Annotated in this window: 22 protein-coding genes and 1 pseudogene; 12 read left to right on the forward strand and 11 right to left on the reverse strand. The window is 70.6% G+C overall.

Translation table 11 applies throughout. The features are described from left to right. Positions 1-41: 41 nt before the first annotated feature. The 4 genes from ACGFYP_RS15270 to ACGFYP_RS15285 all read left to right on the forward strand — a co-directional run bounded on the left by ACGFYP_RS15270 (position 42) and on the right by ACGFYP_RS15285 (position 4,339). Positions 42-809 carry a TetR/AcrR family transcriptional regulator gene (locus ACGFYP_RS15270; protein ID WP_393492546.1) on the forward strand — a complete coding sequence of 256 codons (768 nt, stop codon included), beginning with the start codon at positions 42-44 and terminating at the stop codon, positions 807-809. Further along, positions 806-1,432 (forward strand): TetR family transcriptional regulator, encoded by a 627-nt coding sequence (locus tag ACGFYP_RS15275; protein WP_393492549.1) that lies wholly within the window; start codon positions 806-808, stop codon positions 1,430-1,432. The genes ACGFYP_RS15270 and ACGFYP_RS15275 overlap by 4 nt, the downstream gene beginning before the upstream one ends. A gap of 78 nt (positions 1,433-1,510) precedes the next feature. Further along, the gene (locus tag ACGFYP_RS15280) at positions 1,511-3,643 is read left to right on the forward strand and encodes a HelD family protein (protein WP_393492552.1); all 2,133 of its coding nucleotides are present in this window, start codon (positions 1,511-1,513) and stop codon (positions 3,641-3,643) included. A gap of 81 nt (positions 3,644-3,724) precedes the next feature. Then, positions 3,725-4,339 (forward strand): GNAT family N-acetyltransferase, encoded by a 615-nt coding sequence (locus ACGFYP_RS15285; protein WP_393492555.1) that lies wholly within the window; start codon positions 3,725-3,727, stop codon positions 4,337-4,339. Here the strand turns inward: ACGFYP_RS15285 and ACGFYP_RS15290 are convergent. Then, positions 4,293-5,288 (reverse strand): LysR family transcriptional regulator, encoded by a 996-nt coding sequence (locus tag ACGFYP_RS15290; RefSeq protein WP_393492558.1) that lies wholly within the window; start codon positions 5,286-5,288, stop codon positions 4,293-4,295. The two genes, ACGFYP_RS15285 and ACGFYP_RS15290, sit on opposite strands and share 47 nt — an antisense overlap. A gap of 72 nt (positions 5,289-5,360) precedes the next feature. Between ACGFYP_RS15290 and ACGFYP_RS15295 the strand changes: the two genes are divergently transcribed. Further along, entirely contained in the window at positions 5,361-6,278 is a 918-nt protein-coding gene (locus ACGFYP_RS15295) for a DMT family transporter (RefSeq protein ID WP_393492561.1), read from the forward strand. On the opposite strand, the gene ACGFYP_RS15300 is transcribed toward ACGFYP_RS15295, so the two are convergent. From ACGFYP_RS15300 to ACGFYP_RS15310, 3 genes are all read right to left on the reverse strand, one after another. Next, positions 6,208-7,653 (reverse strand): MFS transporter, encoded by a 1,446-nt coding sequence (locus ACGFYP_RS15300; protein WP_393492563.1) that lies wholly within the window; start codon positions 7,651-7,653, stop codon positions 6,208-6,210. The genes ACGFYP_RS15295 and ACGFYP_RS15300 overlap by 71 nt on opposite strands. Before the next feature lie 123 nt (positions 7,654-7,776). Then, a complete protein-coding gene (locus ACGFYP_RS15305; RefSeq protein ID WP_393492566.1) occupies positions 7,777-8,262 on the reverse strand; it encodes a MarR family winged helix-turn-helix transcriptional regulator in 486 nt (161 codons plus the stop codon). Between the two features lie 37 nt (positions 8,263-8,299). Continuing rightward, complete coding sequence (locus ACGFYP_RS15310; RefSeq protein WP_393492569.1) at positions 8,300-8,710, reverse strand: MerR family transcriptional regulator; 411 nt, start codon at positions 8,708-8,710, stop codon at positions 8,300-8,302. 89 nt (positions 8,711-8,799) lie between these two features. Here ACGFYP_RS15310 and ACGFYP_RS15315 point away from each other — a divergent pair, with 89 nt between their 5' ends. The 3 genes from ACGFYP_RS15315 (at position 8,800) to ACGFYP_RS15325 (ending at position 12,409) form a co-directional block, all read left to right on the forward strand. After that, positions 8,800-9,927, forward strand: coding sequence for an alkene reductase (locus ACGFYP_RS15315; RefSeq protein ID WP_393492572.1), 1,128 nt, complete (start codon positions 8,800-8,802; stop codon positions 9,925-9,927). A 215-nt stretch (positions 9,928-10,142) separates the two neighbouring features. Next, positions 10,143-11,579, forward strand: a complete 1,437-nt coding sequence (gene rox / locus ACGFYP_RS15320) for a rifampin monooxygenase (RefSeq protein WP_393492575.1) — start codon at positions 10,143-10,145, stop codon at positions 11,577-11,579. 614 nt (positions 11,580-12,193) lie between these two features. Continuing rightward, positions 12,194-12,409, forward strand: coding sequence for a hypothetical protein (locus ACGFYP_RS15325; protein WP_393493496.1), 216 nt, complete (start codon positions 12,194-12,196; stop codon positions 12,407-12,409). Between the two features lie 180 nt (positions 12,410-12,589). On the opposite strand, the pseudogene ACGFYP_RS15330 reads toward ACGFYP_RS15325, so the two are convergent. Both ACGFYP_RS15330 and ACGFYP_RS15335 read right to left on the reverse strand, forming a co-directional pair. Beyond that, a pseudogene (locus ACGFYP_RS15330) lies at positions 12,590-13,051 on the reverse strand (TnsA-like heteromeric transposase endonuclease subunit); the annotation flags it as partial. A gap of 82 nt (positions 13,052-13,133) precedes the next feature. Then, positions 13,134-13,400: a hypothetical protein gene (locus ACGFYP_RS15335; protein WP_393492578.1), complete on the reverse strand. Its 267-nt coding sequence runs from the start codon at positions 13,398-13,400 to the stop codon at positions 13,134-13,136. A gap of 57 nt (positions 13,401-13,457) precedes the next feature. Between ACGFYP_RS15335 and ACGFYP_RS15340 the strand changes: the two genes are divergently transcribed. After that, a complete protein-coding gene (locus ACGFYP_RS15340) occupies positions 13,458-14,051 on the forward strand; it encodes a DUF4240 domain-containing protein (RefSeq protein ID WP_393492580.1) in 594 nt (197 codons plus the stop codon). A 152-nt stretch (positions 14,052-14,203) separates the two neighbouring features. On the opposite strand, the gene ACGFYP_RS15345 is transcribed toward ACGFYP_RS15340, so the two are convergent. The 3 genes from ACGFYP_RS15345 to ACGFYP_RS15355 form a co-directional block, all read right to left on the reverse strand. Then, positions 14,204-15,286 (reverse strand): RNA-binding protein, encoded by a 1,083-nt coding sequence (locus tag ACGFYP_RS15345; RefSeq protein ID WP_393492583.1) that lies wholly within the window; start codon positions 15,284-15,286, stop codon positions 14,204-14,206. Positions 15,287-15,330: 44 nt separating this feature from the next. Next, a complete protein-coding gene (locus ACGFYP_RS15350; protein ID WP_393492586.1) occupies positions 15,331-15,744 on the reverse strand; it encodes a DUF5958 family protein in 414 nt (137 codons plus the stop codon). Between the two features lie 63 nt (positions 15,745-15,807). Further along, positions 15,808-16,569, reverse strand: a complete 762-nt coding sequence (locus tag ACGFYP_RS15355; RefSeq protein ID WP_393492589.1) for an SMI1/KNR4 family protein — start codon at positions 16,567-16,569, stop codon at positions 15,808-15,810. A gap of 189 nt (positions 16,570-16,758) precedes the next feature. Between ACGFYP_RS15355 and ACGFYP_RS15360 the strand changes: the two genes are divergently transcribed. The 3 genes from ACGFYP_RS15360 (at position 16,759) to ACGFYP_RS15370 (ending at position 18,265) form a co-directional block, all read left to right on the forward strand. Further along, complete coding sequence (locus ACGFYP_RS15360) at positions 16,759-17,205, forward strand: helix-turn-helix domain-containing protein (protein WP_393492592.1); 447 nt, start codon at positions 16,759-16,761, stop codon at positions 17,203-17,205. 28 nt (positions 17,206-17,233) lie between these two features. Then, positions 17,234-17,821, forward strand: coding sequence for a hypothetical protein (locus ACGFYP_RS15365; protein ID WP_393492596.1), 588 nt, complete (start codon positions 17,234-17,236; stop codon positions 17,819-17,821). An 87-nt stretch (positions 17,822-17,908) separates the two neighbouring features. After that, a complete protein-coding gene (locus tag ACGFYP_RS15370; protein WP_361960403.1) occupies positions 17,909-18,265 on the forward strand; it encodes a DUF2516 family protein in 357 nt (118 codons plus the stop codon). Between the two features lie 40 nt (positions 18,266-18,305). Here ACGFYP_RS15370 and ACGFYP_RS15375 read toward each other — a convergent pair whose 3' ends face one another. Next, positions 18,306-19,562, reverse strand: coding sequence for a fused response regulator/phosphatase (locus ACGFYP_RS15375; protein WP_361960405.1), 1,257 nt, complete (start codon positions 19,560-19,562; stop codon positions 18,306-18,308). 204 nt (positions 19,563-19,766) lie between these two features. After that, positions 19,767-20,897 (reverse strand): C40 family peptidase, encoded by a 1,131-nt coding sequence (locus ACGFYP_RS15380; protein WP_393492601.1) that lies wholly within the window; start codon positions 20,895-20,897, stop codon positions 19,767-19,769. Between the last annotated feature and the right edge of the window lie 184 nt (positions 20,898-21,081).

Raw genomic sequence — 21,081 nt, forward strand, 5'->3', positions numbered from 1 at the left:
GCATTACTAGGATGGCCGTCAAGCGAGGAAGGGCGGTTGCGGTGGCGGACGACAGGAGCGGGGGCGGCGGAACCTTCCTGCCCGCGAGCATCGAGGCCGCCTGGGGCCTGCGCGAGCGGCCCTCCAAGGGCCCGAGGCCCGGCCTCACCCTCGACCGGATCGTGGCGACGGCCGTCTCGGTCGCCTCGGCGGAGGGGCTCGACGCGGTCTCCATGGGGCGCGTCGCCAAGGAGCTCGGCGTCTCGACCATGTCCCTCTACCGCTACGTCGGCGCCAAGAGCGAGCTGTACGTCCTGATGCAGGACGTCGCCACGGGCGCCCCGCCCGCGCCGCTCCCGCCCGGCACCGACTGGCGCGAGGGGATCGAGCACTGGGCCCGGACGATCCGCGAGGTCTACCACCGCAATCTCTGGATGCTCCGGATGCCGCTCTCCGGCCCGCCCGCGACACCGAACACCGTCGCCTGGTGGGAACGGGCCATGGTCGCCCTGGAGGACACCGGCCTCGACGAGGGCACCAAGGTCTCGGTGGTCATGCTGATCGGCGGCTTCGTCCGCAACGAGGCCCTGATGATGGCCGACCTGGGCGCGGTCATCGGGGCGAGCGGGCAGAGCCCCGAGGAGGTCCTCTCCCGCTACGGTCACACCCTCCGCCGTCTCGCCGACCCGGACCGCTTCCCGGCGGTGGCGCGCATGCTGGACTCGGGCGTGATGGAAGAGGCCGACGAGCCGGACTACGAGTTCCGCTTCGGTCTCGCGCGGATCCTCGACGGGGTCGCGCTCCTGGTGGAGGGGAAGGGTTCCCGGTGAGCGGGCTGCGCGAGCGGAAGAAGGAGCAGACCCGGCAGGCGCTGTCGGACGCTGCCATCGCCCTGTTCCTGGAGCGGGGCTTCGACGCCGTCTCGGTCGCGGAGATCGCGGACGCGGCGGACGTCTCCAAGCCGACGCTCTTCCGGTACTTCCCCGCCAAGGAGGACCTGGCCCTCCACCGGTTCGCCGACCACGAGGACGAGGCCGCGCGCGTGGTCGCCGGGCGTCCGGCGGGCGTGACGCCGCTCGACGCGCTGCGGGCCCACGTCCTCGACGGCCTGGCGCGGCGCGACCCGGTCACCGGACTCTGCGACCACCCGGCGGTCCTCGCCTTCCAGCGGCTGCTGTACGGCACCCCCGCGCTGGTCGCCCGCATGTACGCGTACCAGGGCCGCTCGGCGGCGGCCCTCGCGGATGCGCTCGGGGGTGGCCCCGGCGATGCGGGCGCGGGCGACCTGGGCGCGCGGGTCGCGGCCGGGCAGATCGTCGCCGTCCTGCGGATCCTGGCGGAGGAGAACGTGCGCCGGATCGCGGCGGGGGAGAGCGCGGACGCGCTGTACGGCGAGGCGGTGGAGGCGGTGGAGCGGGCGTTCGGGGGGCTGCGGGAGGGGCTGCCGTACTAGCCGGCGCTCGCGCGGGCCCGTCGGTCACTACTCAGTAAAAAATGTTACTCAGTAACGTCATTCGTCTATCCTGGGCGCATGACGACGTCACCCGACCCCGCCCTCGACCGTGCCCCCGTCCTCGATCTCGACCTCGAACTCCGCCGCGAGCGCGCCCACCACGACGAGTGCCGCGCCGCCCTGGCCCGGATGGCGGAGGACGTCGCCGACCAGGTCGTCATCGGCGAGGACGTCGCCGCCTCAGGGGCCGACGCCGAAGCGCTCGGCCACCACCTGCGCAGCCGCGCCAAGGAGTTCGGCGAGCAGCCGCCCGGCCCGCTGTTCTTCGGCCGCCTCGACCGCGAGGACGGCCAGACCCATCACATCGGCCGCCGCCGGATCGCCGAGCACCCGGCCGCCCCGCCCCTCGTCGTCGACTGGCGCGCCCCCGTGTCCCGCGCCTACTACCAGGCCGGCGCCCACGACCCGCAGGGCGTGGTCCGGCGGCGACGCTTCGGCTGGGCTCCGTACAGCGCGGGCGACACGGCCGACCTGACCGGCCTGGAGGACGAGCGGCTCGCCGCCGGCGAGGAGGCGGCGAGCGCGATCGTCGCCGGGGAGATCGAGCGCCCGCGCGTCGGCCCGATGCGGGACATCGCCGCCACCATCCAGCCCGAGCAGGACGACCTCGTACGGTCGGGGCCCGCCACCTCCCTGTGCGTGCAGGGCGCCCCCGGCACCGGCAAGACCGCCGTGGGCCTGCACCGGGCCGCGTACCTCCTCTACACCCACCCGCAGCGCGTCCGCCGCTCCGGCCTGCTCGTCCTCGGCCCCAACCGCACCTTCCTGTCGTACATCTCCGAGGTCCTGCCCGCGCTCGGCGAGAGCGGGATCCGGCAGTCGACCCTCGACGAGGAGATCGCCCGGCACGAGGTGCGGTCCTTCGACGGCGAGGCCGCGGCGCGGGTCAAGCACGACGTACGGATGGCGGAGGTGCTGCGGCGGGCGCTCCACGCGCGCGTGGCCCTGCCGGAGGGGGAGTTGGCCCTCGCCGACGGCCCGCTGCGGCTGCGCCTGCCGGCGTCGCTGCTCGCGGAGATCGTCGCGGCCGTACGGGCGGAGGCGCCGCCCTACGCCACCGGCCGTGACCGCGTCCGCGCCCGGGTCGTCCGCGAGCTCCAGCTGCGGGCGGAGCGGCGGGCCGGGCCCCTGGGCAACGCGTGGGTGCGCCGGGTCGAACGGGCCCGGCCGGTCTCGGCGTTCGTGGACGCGTGCTGGCCGCGCACGACCCCCGAGGAGGTGCTCGCCGCCGTCCTCACGGAGCCTGGCGACCCGCGGTTCGCGGAGGTGGGTGACCCGCTGCTGACGGAGCCGGGTGGCCACTTGCTCACGGCCGAGGAGCGCGAGGCGATCCGGTGGGCGAAGCCGCCCCGCTCCTTCCGCTCGGCGAAGTGGAGCGCGGCCGACCTCGTACTCCTCGACGAGCTGGCCGGGCTGATCGAACGCCCGCGGGGCTACGGCCATGTCGTCGTCGACGAGGCCCAGGACCTGTCGCCGATGCAGTGCCGGGCCATCGCCCGCCGCGCCGACTTCGGCGCCCTGACCGTCCTCGGCGACCTGGCCCAGGGGACCACCCCGTGGGCGGCGCGCGACTGGCGCGAGCAACTGGCCCACCTGGGGAAGCCGGACGCGGAGCTGGTGCCGCTGACGACGGGATACCGGGTCCCGGCGGCCATCGTGGACCTCGCCAACCGGCTCCTGCCCGAGCTGGGCACGGACGTGCCTGCGGGGGTCTCGCTGCGCCGGGACGGGGAGGTGACGGTCCGCCGCTGCGAGGACGTGGTGGACGGGGTCGTCCGGGCGGTCCGGGCGGCCCTGGCCCGGGAGGGTTCGGTGGGGGTGATCGCGGCGGAGGAGCACGTCGGTCCGCTGACGGCGGCGCTGGACGCGATGGGCGGGTTGGGAGCGTCCGGCGCGCCCGGTGCGTTCGGCGCGTTCGGCGCGTTCGGTCAGGGGGACGGGGAGCGGGAGCGGTTGACCGTGCTGCCCGCGACGGCGGCCAAGGGTCTGGAGTACGACCATGTCGTCGTCGCCGAGCCCGCCGCGATCGTCGCGGCCGAGCCGCGCGGCCTGCACCGGCTGTACGTCGTCCTCACCCGGGCCGTCTCGCGTCTCGACGTCGTCCACGCCGCGCCGCTGCCCGCCTGCCTGGCGACCGCTCAGATCGCCTGACGGCTGCTCAAGGCGCGTGAGGAGGCGGGGGCTTCGGGTTGGTAGGACCCCGCCCGAACAGCAAGATCATCAAGGTGCAGAATGACCCGTATGTCGATAACGAACACCCCGCAGACGGCAACGATCGACGACGCACCCCTGGTCGGTCGCACCCTGACCCGCGCCTTCGACGGCGATCCCATGATGCGCTGGTTCTTCCCCGACGACGCCTCGCGCGAGGAGGCCCTCGGCCGCTACTTCACGACCCTCTTCACCCGGCAGTACGTCCACCACGCGCTCTGCGAGCGCACCGCGTCGGCGGTCTCCTTCTGGGTGCCGCCGGAGGCGGCGGCCAAGGCCGTTCCGGACGAGGAGACCATCCAGGAGCTCATGAGCATCCTGGGCGACCGGGCGCCGGTCTTCGGCGCGGCCGTCGAGGCGTCCGCCCAGCACGCGCCCCAGGAGCCGCACTGGTACCTCGCGCTGATCGGCGCCGACCCGGCCGCCCAGGGCCAGGGGCACGGGGCCGCCCTGCTCCGCTCGGGCCTGGCCCAGGCCGACGCGGCGGGGATGCCCGCGTACCTGGAGTCCTCCAAGCCCGACAACCTGCCCTTCTACCAGCACTTCGGCTTCACCGTGCGCGAGGAGCTGGAGCTTCCCGGCGGCGGGCCTACGCTGTGGGCGATGTGGCGCGAGCCGCGCCCGGCCGCCGCGTAGCGACGGGCCGCGACGGCGACGACGACGGCGACGACGGGGACCTCGGCGGCGAAGGCGACTTCGGGGGCTTCGGCGGCGACCAAGCCTCCTGAAGCGCCGTCAGAAGCCCCCGTACGGCGGGCAGGGCGAGCGAGGACTCCCGTACCGCCGCATGGATCGAACGGACCGGCTCCGGCCCCCGGAGCCGGCGGACGACCACGTTCGGGTGGCGACTGCCCAGGCCCATCAGCGGGATCAGGCTGATGCCGAGCCCCGCCGCGACGAAGCCCTGGGCGGTCGCGTACTCCTCGCACTCCACCGCGATGTCCGGCGTGAACCCGGCCGCCGCGCACGCCTCGAGGACGGCGTCGAGGCAGGGGCCCGCGCGCTCGCTGCCGACCCACGGCTCGTCGGCGAGTTCGGCCAGCTCGACGAGCCGGCGGTCGGCGAACCGGTGGCCCTTGGGCAGTACGGCGCGGTACGGATCGTCGGCGAGGTGGACCAGGCGGAGGCCGTCCTCGGAATGCACGTCACGGGGCCGTACGACCAGCGTGAGGTCGGCCTCCGGGTCGGGCCGCGCGCCTTCGGCGATCCTCAGGTCCACCCGTACGCCCGGGTGTTCGGAGCGGAAGCGGGCCAGGGCGGGGGCGACGAGATCGGCGCCCGCCGTGGCGAAGTACCGCACGGCGACCTGGCCGGTGCGCCCGGCCCGCAGGTCGGCGAGGGCGGTCTCGGCCTCGGCGACCTGCCGGCCGATCACGGCCGCGTGCTCGGTGAGCAGCAGACCGGCGGCGGTGGGCCGGACGCCCCGGCCGAAGCGTTCGAGCAGCGCGATGCCGGCCTCCTTCTCCAGGACGGCGATCTGCTGGCTCACGGCGGAGGGGGTGTAGCCGAGGTTCGCGGCGGCGGCGGTGACGGAGCCACTGGTGACGACGGCCCGGAGCACCTGCATGCGTCTCACATCGAGCATGTAGCACAGCTTAACGCTGGGTCCATGATTCTTCGCTTGTCCTGTCGAGTCGGGGCGAGGACCGTGGACGCCATGACATCGGCGACGCGTATGGGCGTCCTCGCCCTGCTCTGGGGCTCGGGCTTCCTCTGGATCAAGCTGGCTCTCGATCACGGCCTCACCCCTGGGTGGATCACCTTCGTACGGTGTCTGCTCGGGGCGGGCGTGCTGCTGGCGCTCGCGTACGCGGCCGGGCAGCGGCTGCCCCGGGACCGGCGCACCTGGGGGCGGTTGGCCGTCGCGGCCTTCTTCTGCAACGCGCTGCCGTTCCTGGTCTTCGGCATCGGCGAGCAGACCGTCGACAGCGGTGTCGCGGGCGTCCTGAACGCCACCACCCCGCTCTGGTCCCTGCTCATCGGCCTGGCCCTCGGCACGGAGCGGCCGATGTCCGCCGCCCGTCTCGCCGGTCTGGTCCTCGGCTTCGCCGGGGTGCTGCTGATCTTCGCGCCCTGGAGCGGGGACTCGGGGCTGCTGAGCGCGGGCGCCCTCGCCCTGCTCGGTGCCTCGGCCAGTTACGCGGTGGCCTTCGCGTACATGGCCCGCAAGCTGACGGGCCGGGGCACCGCTCCCATGGCGCTCTCCGCGGCGCAGCTCCTCGCGGCGACGGCCCTGAGCGCGCCGGCGCCCCTGGCCATGGCCGGGGGCACGGGGGCGGTCACATGGGTGGGGGTCGGGGCGGTCGTCGTCCTCGGGGTCTTCGCGACCGGGCTCACCTTCCACCTCAACTACCGGATGATCGCCGACGAGGGCCCGACGAGCGCGGCGACGGTCGGCTATCTGCTGCCGGTGGTGTCGGTGGCGCTCGGGGCCCTCGTGCTCGACGAGCCGCTGACGGTACGGGTGGTGGCGGGGATGGCGGTCGTACTCGCCGGGGTGGCGCTTACGCGACGGGTGCCGCGACCCGCGCCTGCTCGGCTTGTCGATCGCTCTTCGGCTGCCGCAGGACCGTGAGGGCGACCACGAAGGCGGCGACGAGGAGACCGGCGCCGACGCCGAAGGCGAGGTGGTAGCCGCTGGTCAGGGCCTCGGCGGCGGGGCGCCCCGCCTCGGTCAGGGACTCGGTGCGGGCGGCGGCCAGGGTGGAGAGGACCGCGATGCCGAGGGCCATGCCGATCTGCTGGGTGGTGTTGAAGAGCCCCGAGGCGAGGCCCGCGTCCTCCTCCTTCGCACCGGACATGCCCAGCGAGGTGAGGGCGGGCAGCGCGAGGCCGAAACCGGCGGCGAGCAGCATCACCGGCAGCAGGTCGGTGACGTACGAGGCGTGCACGGGGACCCGGGTGAGCAGGCCGAGCATGGCCACGAGCAGCGCGAGCCCGGTGAGCAGCACGGCGCGCTCGCCGAAGCGGGCGTTGAGGCGGGCCGAGACGCCCAGGGACACCGCGCCGATGACGACGGCGGCGGGCAGCATCGCGAGACCGGTCGCGGCGGCGCCGTACCCGAGGACCTTCTGCAGGTGGAGCGCGACGAGGATCTGGAAGGAGAAGAGGGCGGCGACCATCAGCATCTGGACGAGGTTGGCGCCCGAGACGCTGCGCGAGCGGAAGATCCGCAGCGGCATGAGCGGGTTGGCCGCCCGGGCCTGGCGGAGGACGAAGCCGGCGAGGAGGGCGAGGGAGAGCGCGCCGAGGCCGAGGGTGTGGGCCGAACCCGCGCCGTACTCCTCGATCTTGACGACCGCGTAGATGCCGGTCATCAGTCCCGCGGTGACGAGCGGTGCGCCGAGCAGGTCCACACCGCCGCCGGCCCGGAGGCCGGGCCCGCGGTCGCCGGGCAGGGCGCGGAGGGCGACGAGGAGCGTCGCGGCGCCGATGGGGAGGTTGATGAAGAAGATCCAGTTCCAGGTGAGCGCGTCGGTCAGGATCCCGCCGAGCACCTGGCCGATGGAGGCGCCGGCCGCTCCGGTGAAGCTGAACACGGCGATGGCCTTGGCGCGTTCGCGGGGTTCGGTGAAGAGCGTGACGAGGATGCCGAGGCTCACGGCGGAGGCCATCGCGCTGCCGACGCCCTGGAGGAAGCGGGCGGCGATCAGGACCCCGGGGGAGGTGGCGACGCCGGCGAGCAGGGAGGCGGCGGTGAAGACTCCCGTACCCGCGAGGAACATCCGTCTGCGGCCTATCAGGTCCCCGAGGCGGCCGGCCAGCAGGAGCAGCGAGCCGAAGGCGATCAGGTAGGCGTTGACGACCCAGCTGAGGCCGACCGGGGTGAAGCCGAGGTCGCTCTGGATGGCGGGCATGGCGACGGTGACGATGCTCCCGTCGAGGATCGTCATCAGCATGCCGGTGGCGAGGACGCCGAGGGCGAGGGAGCGGGAGGTGGTGGCGGTCATGGCGGTCTCTCCTGTGCTTGGGAGGCAACAAGAAAGACCGTAGCAGATAGTTCCGTTGCAGACTATCTTTTACGGATCGAGGGGTGCGGGATCCTGCGGTTCTTCGGGTTCCTGTGGTCGTGGTCAGCCCTTCTGGCGGGCCCGCCGGGCCGGTCGCGCGCTCTCCAGCGGGGTCTCCAGGTGGCCCGTGACCAGGCGGTTCAGCGCACGCAGCAGCACCTCGCGCTCCTCGTCGGGCAGTGAGGCGAGGGCGCTCTCGTGCACCCCGTCGACGATCTTCTGGCTCTTCGCCGCGACCTTCGCCCCTTCCTCGGTCACGGCGATGATCCGGGCCCGCCGGTCGGTGCTGGACGGCCGGCGCTCGGCGAGCCCGGCCTTCTCCAGGGCGTCGACGGTGACCACCATCGTGGTCTTGTCCATGTCCCCGATCTCGGCGAGCTGCGCCTGGGTGCGCTCCTCCTCCAGGGCGTGCACGAGGACGCAGTGCATGCGGGGCGTGAGCCCGATCTCCCCGAGCTCGGCGCTCATCTGCGTCCGCAGGACGTGACTGGTGTGGTCCAGGAGGAAGGAGAGGTCGGGTTCGGTGCGGGTGGGTGCCATGGCTGTCATGCAGCCAGGATACGGCCGGTCGATCCGTAGTGGATTATCAGGAAGCGGACGACAGGGCGGCGGTGTCGGCGGTGGCGGCGGCCGTGTCGGCGTGTACCGCAGCGGCGTCGATGACCTCGTCCAGGACCTCGCGGGAGCGGACCAGGTCGGCGATGAGCCGGTCGATGCGGTCCCGCTCCTCCGAGAGCTCGGCGACGAGCTTGGACGTGGCGATCCGCGAGGGCCCGCCGTCGGCGTCGCGCATGCAGGGGAGCAGGCGGGCGATCTTCTTGCTGTGCAGACCGGCCGCGTACAGCGCCTGGATGCGGATGACGCGGTCGACCGCCCAGTCGCCGTAGCTGCGGTGACCGCCGGGGGTGCGCTCTGCGGCGAGCAGGCCCTGCATCTCGTAGTAGCGCAGCGAACGCTCGCTGACGCCGGTGCGCTCCGCCAGCTCGCCGATCCGCATTCCCCGCCCCGCCTCCCCCGCCGTGCGCGCTTCGCCTGCCGCGCGCGGGACTTGAACCTGACACCGATGGCAACTTCTACGGTACGGGCATGACAACCACGGACGCAGTAGGTGAATCCCGCCTCTTCGAGCCCATTCGCCTCGGCGAACTGGCCCTCCCCAACCGCCTGGTGATGGCGCCCATGACCCGCAACCGCGCCGGTGCCGACGGCGTGCCCCAGGAGATCATGGCCACCTACTACGCGCAGCGCGCCTCCGCGGGGCTGATCGTCGCCGAGGCCGCCACGCCCAACGCGGTGGGCCTCACGTACCCGAACATCCCGGCCATCCACCGGCCCGAGCACGTGGCCGGCTGGCGGCGCGTCACCGAGGCGGTCCGGGACGCGGGCGGGCGGATGTTCCTCCAGCTCCAGCACGGCGGCCGGATCGGGCACCCGGACAACAGCGGGCTGACGCCGATCGCCCCCTCGCCGGTCGCGCTCCCGGACCCCGTCCACACCCCGAGCGGCTTCCAGGACCCCGTCGTACCCCGGGAGATGACCCTCGACGAGATCCGCTCCACCGTCGCCGATTTCGCCGCCGCCGCGCGCAAGGCCGTCGAGGCCGGCTTCGAGGGCGTCGAGGTCCACTCGGCCAACGGCTACCTCCTCCACCAGTTCCTGGCGAAGGGCACCAACCACCGCACGGACGCCTACGGCGGCACCGTCGCCGGACGGATCCGCTTCACCCTGGAGGTGGTCAGGGCGGTCGCCGAGGCGATCGGACCGGAGCGGGTCGGGGTACGGATCTCGCCGGGACTGACGGTCAACGGCATCGAGGAGGGCGACACCGAGGCGATCTACCCGCCGCTCGTCGCCGCGTTGGCGGAGCTCGACCTCGCGTACCTGCACGTCGTGTACGCCGACCCCGACAACCCGCTCTTCCGGGAGATCCGCGCGGCCTGGCCCGGGACGCTCGTCGCCAACCCGATCCTGTCGCGGGAGGCGGTCGCCGGGGGCGGCGGGCGGCGGGAGGGGGAGGCCCTGCTCGCGGCCGGCGCCGACCTGATCGCCCTGGGCCGCCCCTTCCTGGCCAACCCCGACCTGGTGACCCGCCTCCGTACGGGCGCGGCACTGAATCCCGTACGGGACCGGTACCTCATGTACGCGGGCGGCGAGACCGGCTACACGGACTACCCCGCGCTCGCCGATCTCCTGAGAGGCGTCCAGGGCCTCTGAACGCCCCCGGAAATGACGAAAGGCAAGGAGGACGAGCCCCTTGCCACTCTTAAGATATAGCGCACCGGGGGCCTTGCGGCAAGGCCCTGGGGGTGGTGCAGAATCAGCGGCCTAGGCCAGAACCTTCCGATATTGGGCATAAAGCGACATTGGTGCGCTTTGTCGCCGCGCGGGAGCGGTCCGGCCGTTGTTCACCATCGCACCTGGGGGATCTCATGCAGGACGTCCTGGACGTCATCATCGTCGGCAGTGGCCCGACCGGCCTGATGCTGGCCGCCGAACTGCGGCTGCAGGGCGTGCAGGCGGTTGTGCTGGAGAGGGAGACGGAGCCGACCGAGGTGGTCCGCGCGCTCGGACTGCACGCGCGCAGTGTCGAGGTCATGGACCAGCGCGGTCTGCTGGAACGGTTCCTTCCGCTGGGCCGTCAGCACCCGGTCGGCGGCGGGTTCTTCGCCGGTATCGACAAGCCCGCGCCGCACCTCGACACCACGCACCCGTACGTCCTCGGCATTCCGCAGCCCGTCGTCGACCGGCTGCTGGCCGAGCGCGCCGTCGAGCTGGGCGCGGACATCCGGCGCGGTGCCCAACTGGTCGGGCTCAGCCAGGACGAGGACGGTGTGACCGCCGAACTCGCCGACGGCACACGGCTGCGCTCGCGCTACCTCGTCGCCTGCGACGGCGGCCGCAGCACCGTACGCAAGCTGCTCGGCGTCGCCTTCCCCGGCGAGCCCAGCAAGGTCGAGACGCTGCTCGGCCAGATGGAGCTGACCGCCTCGCCCGAGGAACTGGCCGCCGTGATGGGCGAAGTCCGCAAGACGCAGAAGCGGTTCGGCGTCATCCCCTTCGGGGAGGGGGTGTACCGCATCGTCGTGCCCGCCGAGGGGGTGTCCGAGGACCGCACGGTGATGCCGACCTTCGAGGAGTTCAAGGAGCGGCTGCGGGCGGTCGCCGGCACCGACTTCGGCGTGCACTCGCCGCGCTGGCTCTCCCGCTTCGGCGACGCCACGCGCCAGGCCGAGCGCTACCGCGTCGGCCGGGTGTTCCTGGCGGGCGACGCCGCGCACATCCACCCGCCGGCCGGCGGGCAGGGTCTCAACCTCGGCATCCAGGACGCGTTCAACCTGGGCTGGAAGCTGGCGGCCGAGGTCAACGGCTGGGCGCCGGAGGGTCTCCTCGACACCTACGAGGCCGAACGGCACCCGGTCGCCGCCGACGTGCTGGACAACACCCGCGCGCAGATGGAGCTGATGTCCCTGGAGGCGGGCTCCCAGTCGGTGCGCCGACTGATCGCGGAGCTGATGGACTTCGAGGAGGTGAACCGGTACCTGATCGAGAAGGTCACCGCGCTCGGCGTCCGCTACGACTTCGGCGACGGCCACCCGCTGCTCGGCCGGCGCCTGCGGGACGTGCAGCTGAAGCAGGGCCGCCTGTACGAACTCACGCGCACCGGCCGGGGCCTGCTCGTCGACCGGACCGGCACCCTCTCGGCGACGGGCTGGGCGGACCGCGTCGACCACGTCGTCGACGCAGGCGAGGAGCTGGAAGCCCCCGCTGTCCTCCTCCGCCCGGACGGCCATGTGGTCTGGGCCGGCGAGTCCCAGGAGGAACTGCTCGCAGCCCTGCACCGCTGGTTCGGAGCCGCTGCCGCCTGACCGTGTCCGTTCCCAAAAGATCTGCATCGAGGAGGTGTCTCTGACCTGGGCCTTGTCAGTTCTGCTGGGACGGGTTCGAAACCGGGCCGCCCAGTGGATCTGGACGGTGCTGTGCCTGCTCGAGCGCGAGCTGAGACGGTCCCATTTGTTCTGTCGGACGGCACGGCCGTGGCCTGGTGTTTCTCAGTTCTGGTGGGACTCATCCCGCAGGGCGTCGTAGTCGTTCGGCGTCGTCACCAGCATGAGTGATCGTCCCAGGGAGTCGGTCCAGCGAAAGAGAGCGTCGTTGGAGAAGGCGTGGGAACGGAGCTTTTCGCGGAGGGTGGGGACGTTCAGCCGGTCCTCGGCCTCTGTGTAGACGGCGTCGATGGTGTGCCGGTGCTGGCTGAGGTTCGCCCATCGGTGAGGCGCCCGTAGCCCGCCAAGCAGGATCGGCCACCATGCCCAACAGCGTGACGAATTCTGGATAGGTGGCGATGTACTCCCGCTCGTCGACGCGTCGCCTGATGATGTTCCCGTAGATGGCTTCCTTGGGAGGGAGCTGGGCGAGACGGTCGTTCCAGGGTGAGAGCAGATGAGGTTGGTTCTTGTTCAGTGAGCCAGGAGCGGACCATGTGCTGCGCTTCCTTCGTCGCTGCTTCCAGGGTGTCGGGGAAGCGCCGGGCGATCCGTCGGTGTCGGTGCTCAGCGGTAACGAGCTCTGGGAGGTGACCGACGCGGTAGTGGCGGTTGCCTTCTACCCAGATGCCGTGTCGGCGGCAGAGCTGGAGATCTGCGGGGCGATGAGCGAGGACTGGCTTGGTGATCCCGCGGCGGTGCATGCAGTGTGAGCAGGCGATGTAGGGACGCCGACGGTAGCGGACTACCTCACCTGTGGTGCGCGCCTCAACCCGGGCGATCGCTGGTAGCAGCATCCGGAGGGTCTCGGGTGTAAGGCCCGTCAGGACGGCCAGCCGTGGCAGAACCATCGGAGTCCAGCGCCAAAGCATGTCCGTCCGCTTACCAACTTGCGCGTTTTTGAATGGTGTCAGAGCTTTCGCCAGCTGGCCCGCCGTCACTTGGTTGGCGGTGGCGAGGCGGCAGTCCACCAGCAATCCCCGGCCGTCCTCGAACCGTGCGAAGTAGTCCGGCGCGTGCGAGACCACCTGGCCCTTGTCGTTCTGCCAGAACAGCCATAGCGGTTGCGACAGCAGCCCAGTCACCTCGGGTGTGAAGTCCAGCAGCATCGCGTGATCTCGCTCCAGCCACGACTCGAACCCCACGTGCCCGCCCGTCGTGGCCGACCAGTACAGGCCCGGGAAGTTCCGCTGACCGCGGTATGAAGGGAAGCCACGTACTGGTAGTCCCGTCTCGAACTCGACCTCCTCCGCCTCACTCAGCGGTCGTCGGTGTTCACCTCTGGCATCCCGCCAACCGATCTCGAATTCGTCCACGTGTAGCGGTGCCGTATCGCTCGTCCCGCCCAGCCCCATGGACTTCACTGTCCAGAATCAATGGGAATCCACCAGAAGTTTTGGGATGAAACCCCTCAAATGAGTGATGCTGCGAGGTAGCTCAATCATAGGTTGCGCAATCATTGGCGACATCGCCTGAGGCGGGTCGAAGCCTGCGACGTGCCGCGTCCAAGCGTTCGCTGTAGTCCGCTGCGAAGATCCCTGGCAGGGACTTGTCGAGCGTGCCGGCCAGCCTATGAATGGGTGCCCAGACCGCCTCTTCGTCGATGAGACGGCTGAGTTCCGTCATCTGCACCCTCTCCAGCCAATCGGACAGGACCAGTGCCTCATCAGGGGTGAGCTTGATGATGATCTCCGCGTTCTCCACTGCTCGAACATAACTGGCCGACCACGCGGTGTCAGAGGCGCCTGGCACAGTGCCGCCGTGGACATCGATTCCTTCTGGAAGCTCATCGAAGATTGCCGACGGCAGACGCGGGGCCGGGACGAACGGCTGGCGTGGTTGCGTGACGAGTTGTCGCGGAGGCCGCTGACAGAGATCGTGCAGTTCCAGGTTCGCCTGGACGAAGTGGCGCACGAAGCCTTCACCTGGGATCTATGGGCTGCGGCGGAGCGGATCTTCGGCGGCTGGTGTTCGGACGACGGGTTCTGCTACTTCGGTCTGTGGATGGTGGGGCTCGGCCGGAACGCCTTTTCTCGGGCAGTAGCCGATCCCGACGCTCTGGCCGACACCCCTGAGATTCAGTGCCTGGTGGCTCGCCCTCGCGAGCTCTGGAACGACGACTGGCCCGAGTGGGAGTCTCTCGACTATGTCGCCATGGAGGCGTATGGACTGCTCACTCGCGATACTGATGACTGCGGCGATGCTTTCTACGAAGCAGTCGAAGCCGAGCAGGGTGCTGTAGGAGGCAGTCCAGGGCCGCTCGGCGAGCAGTGGGACGTGCGATGCGAAGACGAGGCGATGCGCAAACTGCCGAAGCTGAGCGCAATGTTTCCCCTACGGCCGCTGGCCCGGTAGGCGCGAAAGCGCTGTAGGGCCTCAGAATTCCTGGCCAAATCTCAGGCAGGATGCCCGCTGTCTGGCCACTGAGACACACACGGCAGCGGCGCTTCCCTGCACCCTCACCGTGGAGAGCTCAGAGGCTTGCCGCCCGCGGTGGCCGTGAGAGCTCATTTGGCCAAGTCGCTGAGGGATTGTTCGGCCTGCCAGCGCGCACGCACGACTCCGTCTCTGTCGGGCATGACAGCGGAGAGTAGAGGGACACGCTCATCGGCGTACACGGGCAGAAGCGCTGCAGCGTCGGCATCGGATATTCGGGCAGCCAGCTCCGGAAATTCGTCGTCGTCAGCGACGACGCTGTGGATCTGACCTTCCTTGTCCTGCCAGACGCCCTCGACGATGCCCTCGGTGGGAAGGGCGCCGAGGATGGCGCTGACGTCGGAGGAGAGGGCTGGCCACACGGCCAGGCGGGCGCGGGGAGCGAGCCCGGCGCGAACCGAGTCGATGGTGTCGCACGTGAGGCGATGCCATCGTGAGGCGTTTTGGACGTATATCTCTTCCAAGAGTCCGGCGTGGCCGCAGCCAACTGCGCTGTGCAGGCCGGCCCAGAAGTCGTCATCGCCTGGCCGTAGGACGCCTTCCTCCTCGGGCTCGAAGTCGTAGGGGGAAACGTCCAGGTGTTCTGGGAACAGCCCGAGTTCGCGGGCGCGAGCGAGTGCTCCGTGGCAGGGTCGGCTGCTACCGACGTAGACGTACTGGTCCCACCCGACGTGCACTGCGAAAACGTCTTCCACCTCCAGCCGGCACCAGGCGCCGCTGTCGCGCAGCATGAGGCGAATCAGCTCCAGCCCGATGTCCAGTGGCATCTCTGCTCCGTCGTGGAAGTCGGCAAGACCGCCGGGAAGGAGCCTGTCGAGACCGAAGCCGTCCAGAGATCTCTCAACGCCGAAATGAGCAAGAGACGAGACCTCCGGCTCGCGGACAGACAGATGGTCGATGCTGGTGTCCGCGGCGAACGCCTTGACCGCCTGAAGATAGGCCGCCTCGATCTCGCCGTGATCGCCGATGGTGTCCTCGGTGCCGGTGTAGTGCCCGTGATCGTCACGGTCGGCGGGGTCGTACTTGCTGACGCGATAGACGTAGGGGAGCTGCACATCGCCATCTTCCAGCGCTTGCTGAGGAAGTGCCACGGCATTTGAGACAAGGGCATCGGTTCGCCCTCTGAGACCCATCCGAATCTTGCTGGTCAGCACGCTGCGTCATGACACGAGCCGCGAGATCCTACAAGTGCGAGGGATCAGGCCGAGGCCTCGGGGGTGTCGACGGACAGGCGATGCCATTCGTGGCTGCAACCGTCGGAGCAGAAGCGCTCTCGTCGACGTCCGTCGGCGACGGCCAGCACCGCGATCAGTAGCCGGAATGACTTGAGGCGCTCGTCGTGGGGAGTGAGGCTGGCGATCTTCCCGAGTTGCTGGTCGATCTGCCCTTGTGAGATCAGAACTGCCGGTGTGTGCGTGGCGCGAAGTCCGGAACGGCGGATACTTTCCGGGCCGTCCTCGGTGATGGCGCGGGCCTGAATGCAGAAGTGTGACAGGAGGCGCAGGGTGTTGGACTGCTCTTCAGCGGAGAGGCTCTCGAACCACTCGATTCCCTGTGGCATCGGCCGAAGCTCCTGGGCGAGCTCATTGAGAATGATGTACGGATCAGCCATGCTCACACCCCCGCTGCGCTCGATTCACAGGGTTCCCAGCCATCCAAGCAGACCAGCCGGTGACTAGAAAGGCAGTTCGTCGGCTTCCAACGGCTCTGAGTACCCACGTACCCAGTGTCCGGGGATGGTGGCGCAGAGCGACTCCAGGTCAGCCGGCGTCCTTCCCCGGACGTGCAGCCAGCTGTGGTCGCTCAGTCCGTCGAGCCGCAAGAGTCTTCCGGGTGCGGAGAACCAGCGCACGGGTGAGTCTTCCGTGCCCGTCCACATCGGGTACTCGGGAAACTCCACCCGTGTGAACCGGCTCGGTAGCTCTCGAATCAGTTCGGCTGGAAGTTCGCAGGCGTTGTAGAGCCGTTCTTCGGGGCCGAGCAGCGTCTCGCTGAGGACAAGCTCGACCCACGCCAGGGAGACTCGCTCTAGGAAGAGGACCCAGCCGTCCCGTGACTGGACGAACACCGGCGGATCGTCCTGGTCGAGATCCCGCAGTCGCACTCCCCAGAATGCGCACCCCTGGTTCTCGCTGCGGAAGACGAGCACTCCGCCGAACTCGTCATGCACGAACAATTCGGAGGGCCGCAGCAGAGGGTCCTGGTTGCCGGTGAGATCGTGGCGCGTGCCGAGAAGCGAGTAGGCCTCACGCAACGCGGTCGGCAGCGCGAGCCCCAGCGTCTCCTCGGCTCGCTCCAGCGCCTCCACTCGCGCACCGGCGTCGTCGGCGAGCGGCTCCGCCCACGTTGCGGCAAAGTCCCGAACGAAGGCCCAGGCTCGCGCCCTGTCGGGTATCCCGCCGCGCAGAGCTTGAGCTACATCGAACTCGTCAACCATGCGGTGGACCGTACAGGCCGGCCAGCTTCGCCGGGACTCCGCCAGGTCGTTTGCCAGAACCACTGGGACTCGCCACATCTACTGAGAACGGACAACCGGTTTCCGGACGGGTGCGGCCGTCGAGGTGAAGCGCGACACTGTTGCAAGCGCCTGCTTGCAATAGTTAGCGCCGGATGGCATCGTCGCAGCATGGCATCACTCAACGTCGGCAATCTTGGCGAGTACCTCCGTGAGCAGCGGCGCACCGCGCAGCTGTCGTTGCGGCAGCTCGCGGAGGCCGCCGGGGTGTCCAATCCCTATCTGAGCCAGATCGAGCGCGGCCTGCGCAAGCCGAGCGCCGAGGTGTTGCAGCAGGTCGCCAAGGCGCTGCGGATCTCCGCCGAGACGCTGTACGTGCGGGCCGGGATCCTCGACGAGAAGGAGCGGGAGGAGCTGGAGACGCGCGCCGTCATCCTGGCCGATCCCTCGATCAACGAGCGGCAGAAGCAGGTGCTGCTCCAGATCTACGACTCCTTCCGCAAGGAGAACGCCGCAGAGGCGGCCGCCGCCGCAGAGGCTGCCGCCGGTCAGACGGCCGCCGGTCGGACGGCCGCAGGGGACGACGCCGCTTCCGATGCCGAACCCACCGCGAGCTAGTACGTACACATCCGGGAGGACCACCACCATGGCCATCATCGAAGAACTGCGTACCCCCCTCTACTTCGCCGCCGGTACCGCCGACCTCGCCGTCCAGCAGGCCAAGAAGGTCCCCGGCCTGATCGAGCAGATCGCCGCCGAGGCGCCCGCGCGGATCGACGCCGTGCGCAACACCGACCCCAAGGTCGTGCAGGAGAAGGTGACCGACCGGGCCAAGGAGGCCCAGGCCACCGTCCAGTCGAAGTTCGCCGAGGTCGTCGGCAGCCTCGACACCGACCTGAAGAAGCTCGGCGAGACCGCCCAGGACCTGGCCCTGCGGAGCGTCGGCGTCGCCGCCGAGTACGCGGTCAAGGCGCGCGAGAAGTACGAGGAGATCGCCGAGCACGGCGAGGAGGCCGTCAGGGCGTGGCGCGGTGAGGTGGCCGAGGAGATCACCGAGATCGCCGTGGTCGTCGAGCCGGAGTCGGAGACGAAGGGCGAGGTGAAGACCGAGGTGAAGGCCGAGGTCCCGGCGCAGGACGCCGCCGCCGAGGAGCCCGCGAAGAAGGCCCCCGCGCGGAAGCCCGCCGTCCGCAAGCCGGCCGCCAAGAAGACCGCCGGCGCCACCGAGAAGTAACCCCGGGGCACCAATCAGGGTGACCCGAGCGTTGTACCGGGTACCTTGGCCGTGCGGGGGCCCATCCACTGACGAGGCGGTTCAGACATGTTGCGCGACGGATTCGACCTGGGTGTCACGCTGGTGGCCGGCCTGTTCTTCCTCGTCTTCGCCGTCGTCGCGCTCCTCTTCGCCGCCCTGGCACGCGAGGACGCCTACCGCGCGGCCGACAAGAAGACCAAGAAGTTCTGGCTGATCATCCTCGGCATCAACCTCGTCCTGAACCTGCTGGTTCTGAACATGGGCCTGAGCATGCTCTTCCTGCAGATCGCCGGAGTCATCGCCGCGATCGTCTTCATGGTCGACGTCCGGCCGGCCATCAAGCAGGTCTCCGGCGGGGGCGGCGGCCGACGCGGCGGATCCAGCAGCGACGGCCCGTACGGGCCGTACAACGGCGGTCGGTAGGCCGGATCGCCGACCGCGAGTGGAGCCAAGGGGCCCGGGGTTATCCCCGGGCCCTTTCCAGTGCCAGGACCGCCACGTCGTCCGTCAGCTCGCCGCCGTTCAGCGAGCGGACCTCGGCCACCGCCGCCTCCAGCAGGTCCTCGCCCCGCAGGCCCTCCGCCAGCTGCCGGTTGATCATCTCGACCATCCCGTCCTGACCGAGCCGCGGCGAGCCCGGGCCCGCCGAGCGGCCCTCGATCAGGCCGTCCGTGTACATCAGCAGGCTCCACGCCCCGCCCAGCTCCACCTGGCGGCGCGGCCAGCGGGCGCGCGGCAGCAGGCCGAGGGCCGGGCCGCCGTCCTCGTACGGCAGCAGTCGCGCCGGCTTGTCCTTGCGGGCGATCAGCGGTGCGGGGTGCCCGGCCAGGCAGAGGCCCGCGCGGCGGCCGTCGGGGGCGATGTCGACCGTGCAGAGCGTCGCGAAGATCTCCTCGCTCTCCCGCTCGTGCTCCAGGACCTGCTGGAGCGTGGAGAGCAGCTCGTCCCCGCAGAGGCCCGCGAAGGTCAGCGCCCGCCACGCGATGCGCAGCTCCACGCCGAGCGCGGCCTCGTCGGGGCCGTGCCCGCAGACGTCGCCGATCATCGCGTGGACGGTGCCGTCGGGCGTACGGACGGTGTCGTAGAAGTCCCCGCCGAGCAGGGCGCGCGAGCGGCCGGGCCGGTACCGTGCGGCGAACCGCAGGTCGGAGCCCTCCAGGAGCGGCGTGGGCAGCAGCCCGCGCTCCAGGCGGGCGTTCTCCTGGGCCCGCAGCCGCGACTCGGTCAGCTTCACCTGGACGGCGTCGGCGCGCTTGCGCTCGACCGCGTACCGGATCGCCCGGCTCAGCAGCCGGCCGTCGAGCTCCTCGCGGAAGAGGTGGTCCTGCGCCCCGACCCGTACCGCCTCCGCCGCCAGCTCCGCGTCGGCCGAGGCCGCGAGCGCCAGGACGGCGTGGCGCGGCGCGAGCCGCAGGATGTGGTGCAGGGGCGCCAGCGGGTCGTCACCGGCCGCGCGGGGGCCGGGCAGGGCCAGGTCGACCAGGACGCAGTGCACGTCGTCGGTGAGGAGCCGCTCGGCCTCTGTCAGGTTGCGGGCGGTACGGATCCGGACGCGGGTCCCGTCGCCCGCGTCGAGCATCTCGGGCACGGCGAGGGCACCCGCCGGGTCGTCCTCGACGACGAGCAGGGTGAGATCGGTGCCTGTCGCAGCGGTGGCAGCGGTGACACCGCCGGGCGCCGCAGCAGAGACGATTCTCTGGCGCGGTACGGGTACGGGCATCGGTCGCGGTTTCCTTCCCTCCCCCCGAGGGCGCGGCGGGGCGACGAACGACGTCCCGCCAGACGGGGACCATAGCGGTACCTCACCGGGCAGCGGAATGGTGATCACGGTACGAGCACCGTGGAGCCGTTGGCATATGCCGCGCATGGGGAGGTTGTTGCCCCCGGGGTCATGACGAACATCACGCCACCGGGGTGAGCGGCGTCACTCCGGGCGGACGACGCCCAGGATCTCCATCGAGCCCGCGCCCGCGAGCGTGACGTCGCGGCCCGGGCGCGGCGCGTGCACGATCGCGCCGTTCCCGACGTACATGCCGATGTGGCTGGCGTCCTTGTAGTAGACGATCAGGTCGCCAGGCCGCATGTCCTTGATGTCCACCTTGGGCAGCAGCCGCCACTGTTCCTGCGAGGTGCGCGGAATGTTCCGGCCGGCCACGCCCCAGGCCCGCTGGGTCAGCCCCGAGCAGTCGTACGAGTCCGGGCCCTCCGCTCCCCAGATGTACGGCTTGCCGATCTGCGCCGTCGCGAACTCCACCGCCCGCTTGCCCTGCGGGGTCGCCGTGGTGTTCAGGCCCTTGAGGACGCCGGTGTTCACCCAGGCGGTCTGCAGGCGGTACTGGTCCTGCTCCTCCAGGCGCCGCAGCCGCTCCAGCTCCTCGGCCGCCAGCGTGGACTCCAGCTTCTTCGCCGCGGCTATTTTGTCGTTGATGTCCTTCTTCGCCGCCGCCTGCTTGACGCGGTTGGCCTCCAGCTTGGTCCAGTTGGTGCCCGCGTCCTTGGCGTAGACGGTCAACTGGGCCTGCGTCCGGGTCATTTCGGCGAGCAGGTCCCTGGTGGCCTTCTGGCCCTCCTTGAACCGGCCCGCGTTGTCGAGGAAGAGCTGCGGGTCGTCGGTGAGGACGAACTGCGCGCCGTCGGGAAGGCCGCCGTTGCGGTACTGGGCGCGGGCCGCGGCGCCCGCCCGGGCCTTGAGCGCGTCGATCTTCTCGTTGCCGGCCACGATCATCTGCGCGAGGCGCACGATCTCGGCGGACTGCTCCTTGGTCTGCTCCTCGGCGAGGTTGTACGCGTCGGTCGCGGCGGCGGCCTGCCGGTACAGGCCGTCGATCTCCTTGCGCACCTCTTCGAGGGTCTTCTTCGGCGCGGCGGGCGGCCCGGGCGGCAGCGGCGTGGCGGGCGCGGTGGGCGCCTGCGGGGCGGAGGGAGCCAACGGGGCCAAGGGGGCTGTCGGGGTCGACGGGGCTGCCGAGGCCTGGAGGGTCAGCGCGGGTGAGGCCAGCACCGTCAAGGCGCAGACCACGGTGATCGCGGCGTTGACGCAGCGGCGTCGGTTCACAAGCTCCCCCTCGTACGGCCCGCACCGGTATATCTGATTTACCGTCAGTAACTTGGTGGCGACCTTGGCGATAGTGCCATGCGTGACGTCAAAGCAACAGGGGATACCGGGCCCTGTCGGGTCACTCTCCCCCAGACGGGACGGGTGGGAAGGGAGTTGCGTTCCCGATCGACCGGGAATTCAC

Origin of the sequence: Streptomyces sp. NPDC048370, from assembly GCF_043200825.1 — a bacterium.
Lineage (GTDB): Bacteria > Actinomycetota > Actinomycetes > Streptomycetales > Streptomycetaceae > Streptomyces.

Excerpts from the sequence above, each read along its gene's own strand:
- ACGFYP_RS15355 (WP_393492589.1), bottom strand. The coding sequence starts at position 16,569 with ATGGTTGACGAGTTCGATGTAGCTCAAGCTCTGCGCGGCGGGATACCC.
- ACGFYP_RS15290 (WP_393492558.1), bottom strand. The coding sequence starts at position 5,288 with ATGCTCGATGTGAGACGCATGCAGGTGCTCCGGGCCGTCGTCACCAGT.
- ACGFYP_RS15370 (WP_361960403.1), top strand. The coding sequence starts at position 17,909 with ATGTTGCGCGACGGATTCGACCTGGGTGTCACGCTGGTGGCCGGCCTG.
- ACGFYP_RS15285 (WP_393492555.1), top strand. The coding sequence starts at position 3,725 with ATGACCCGTATGTCGATAACGAACACCCCGCAGACGGCAACGATCGAC.
- ACGFYP_RS15350 (WP_393492586.1), bottom strand. The coding sequence starts at position 15,744 with ATGGCTGATCCGTACATCATTCTCAATGAGCTCGCCCAGGAGCTTCGG.
- rox (WP_393492575.1), top strand. The coding sequence starts at position 10,143 with ATGCAGGACGTCCTGGACGTCATCATCGTCGGCAGTGGCCCGACCGGC.
- ACGFYP_RS15295 (WP_393492561.1), top strand. The coding sequence starts at position 5,361 with ATGACATCGGCGACGCGTATGGGCGTCCTCGCCCTGCTCTGGGGCTCG.
- ACGFYP_RS15300 (WP_393492563.1), bottom strand. The coding sequence starts at position 7,653 with ATGACCGCCACCACCTCCCGCTCCCTCGCCCTCGGCGTCCTCGCCACC.
- ACGFYP_RS15310 (WP_393492569.1), bottom strand. The coding sequence starts at position 8,710 with ATGCGGATCGGCGAGCTGGCGGAGCGCACCGGCGTCAGCGAGCGTTCG.
- ACGFYP_RS15305 (WP_393492566.1), bottom strand. The coding sequence starts at position 8,262 with ATGACAGCCATGGCACCCACCCGCACCGAACCCGACCTCTCCTTCCTC.
- ACGFYP_RS15360 (WP_393492592.1), top strand. The coding sequence starts at position 16,759 with ATGGCATCACTCAACGTCGGCAATCTTGGCGAGTACCTCCGTGAGCAG.
- ACGFYP_RS15315 (WP_393492572.1), top strand. The coding sequence starts at position 8,800 with ATGACAACCACGGACGCAGTAGGTGAATCCCGCCTCTTCGAGCCCATT.
- ACGFYP_RS15375 (WP_361960405.1), bottom strand. The coding sequence starts at position 19,562 with ATGCCCGTACCCGTACCGCGCCAGAGAATCGTCTCTGCTGCGGCGCCC.
- ACGFYP_RS15280 (WP_393492552.1), top strand. The coding sequence starts at position 1,511 with ATGACGACGTCACCCGACCCCGCCCTCGACCGTGCCCCCGTCCTCGAT.
- ACGFYP_RS15365 (WP_393492596.1), top strand. The coding sequence starts at position 17,234 with ATGGCCATCATCGAAGAACTGCGTACCCCCCTCTACTTCGCCGCCGGT.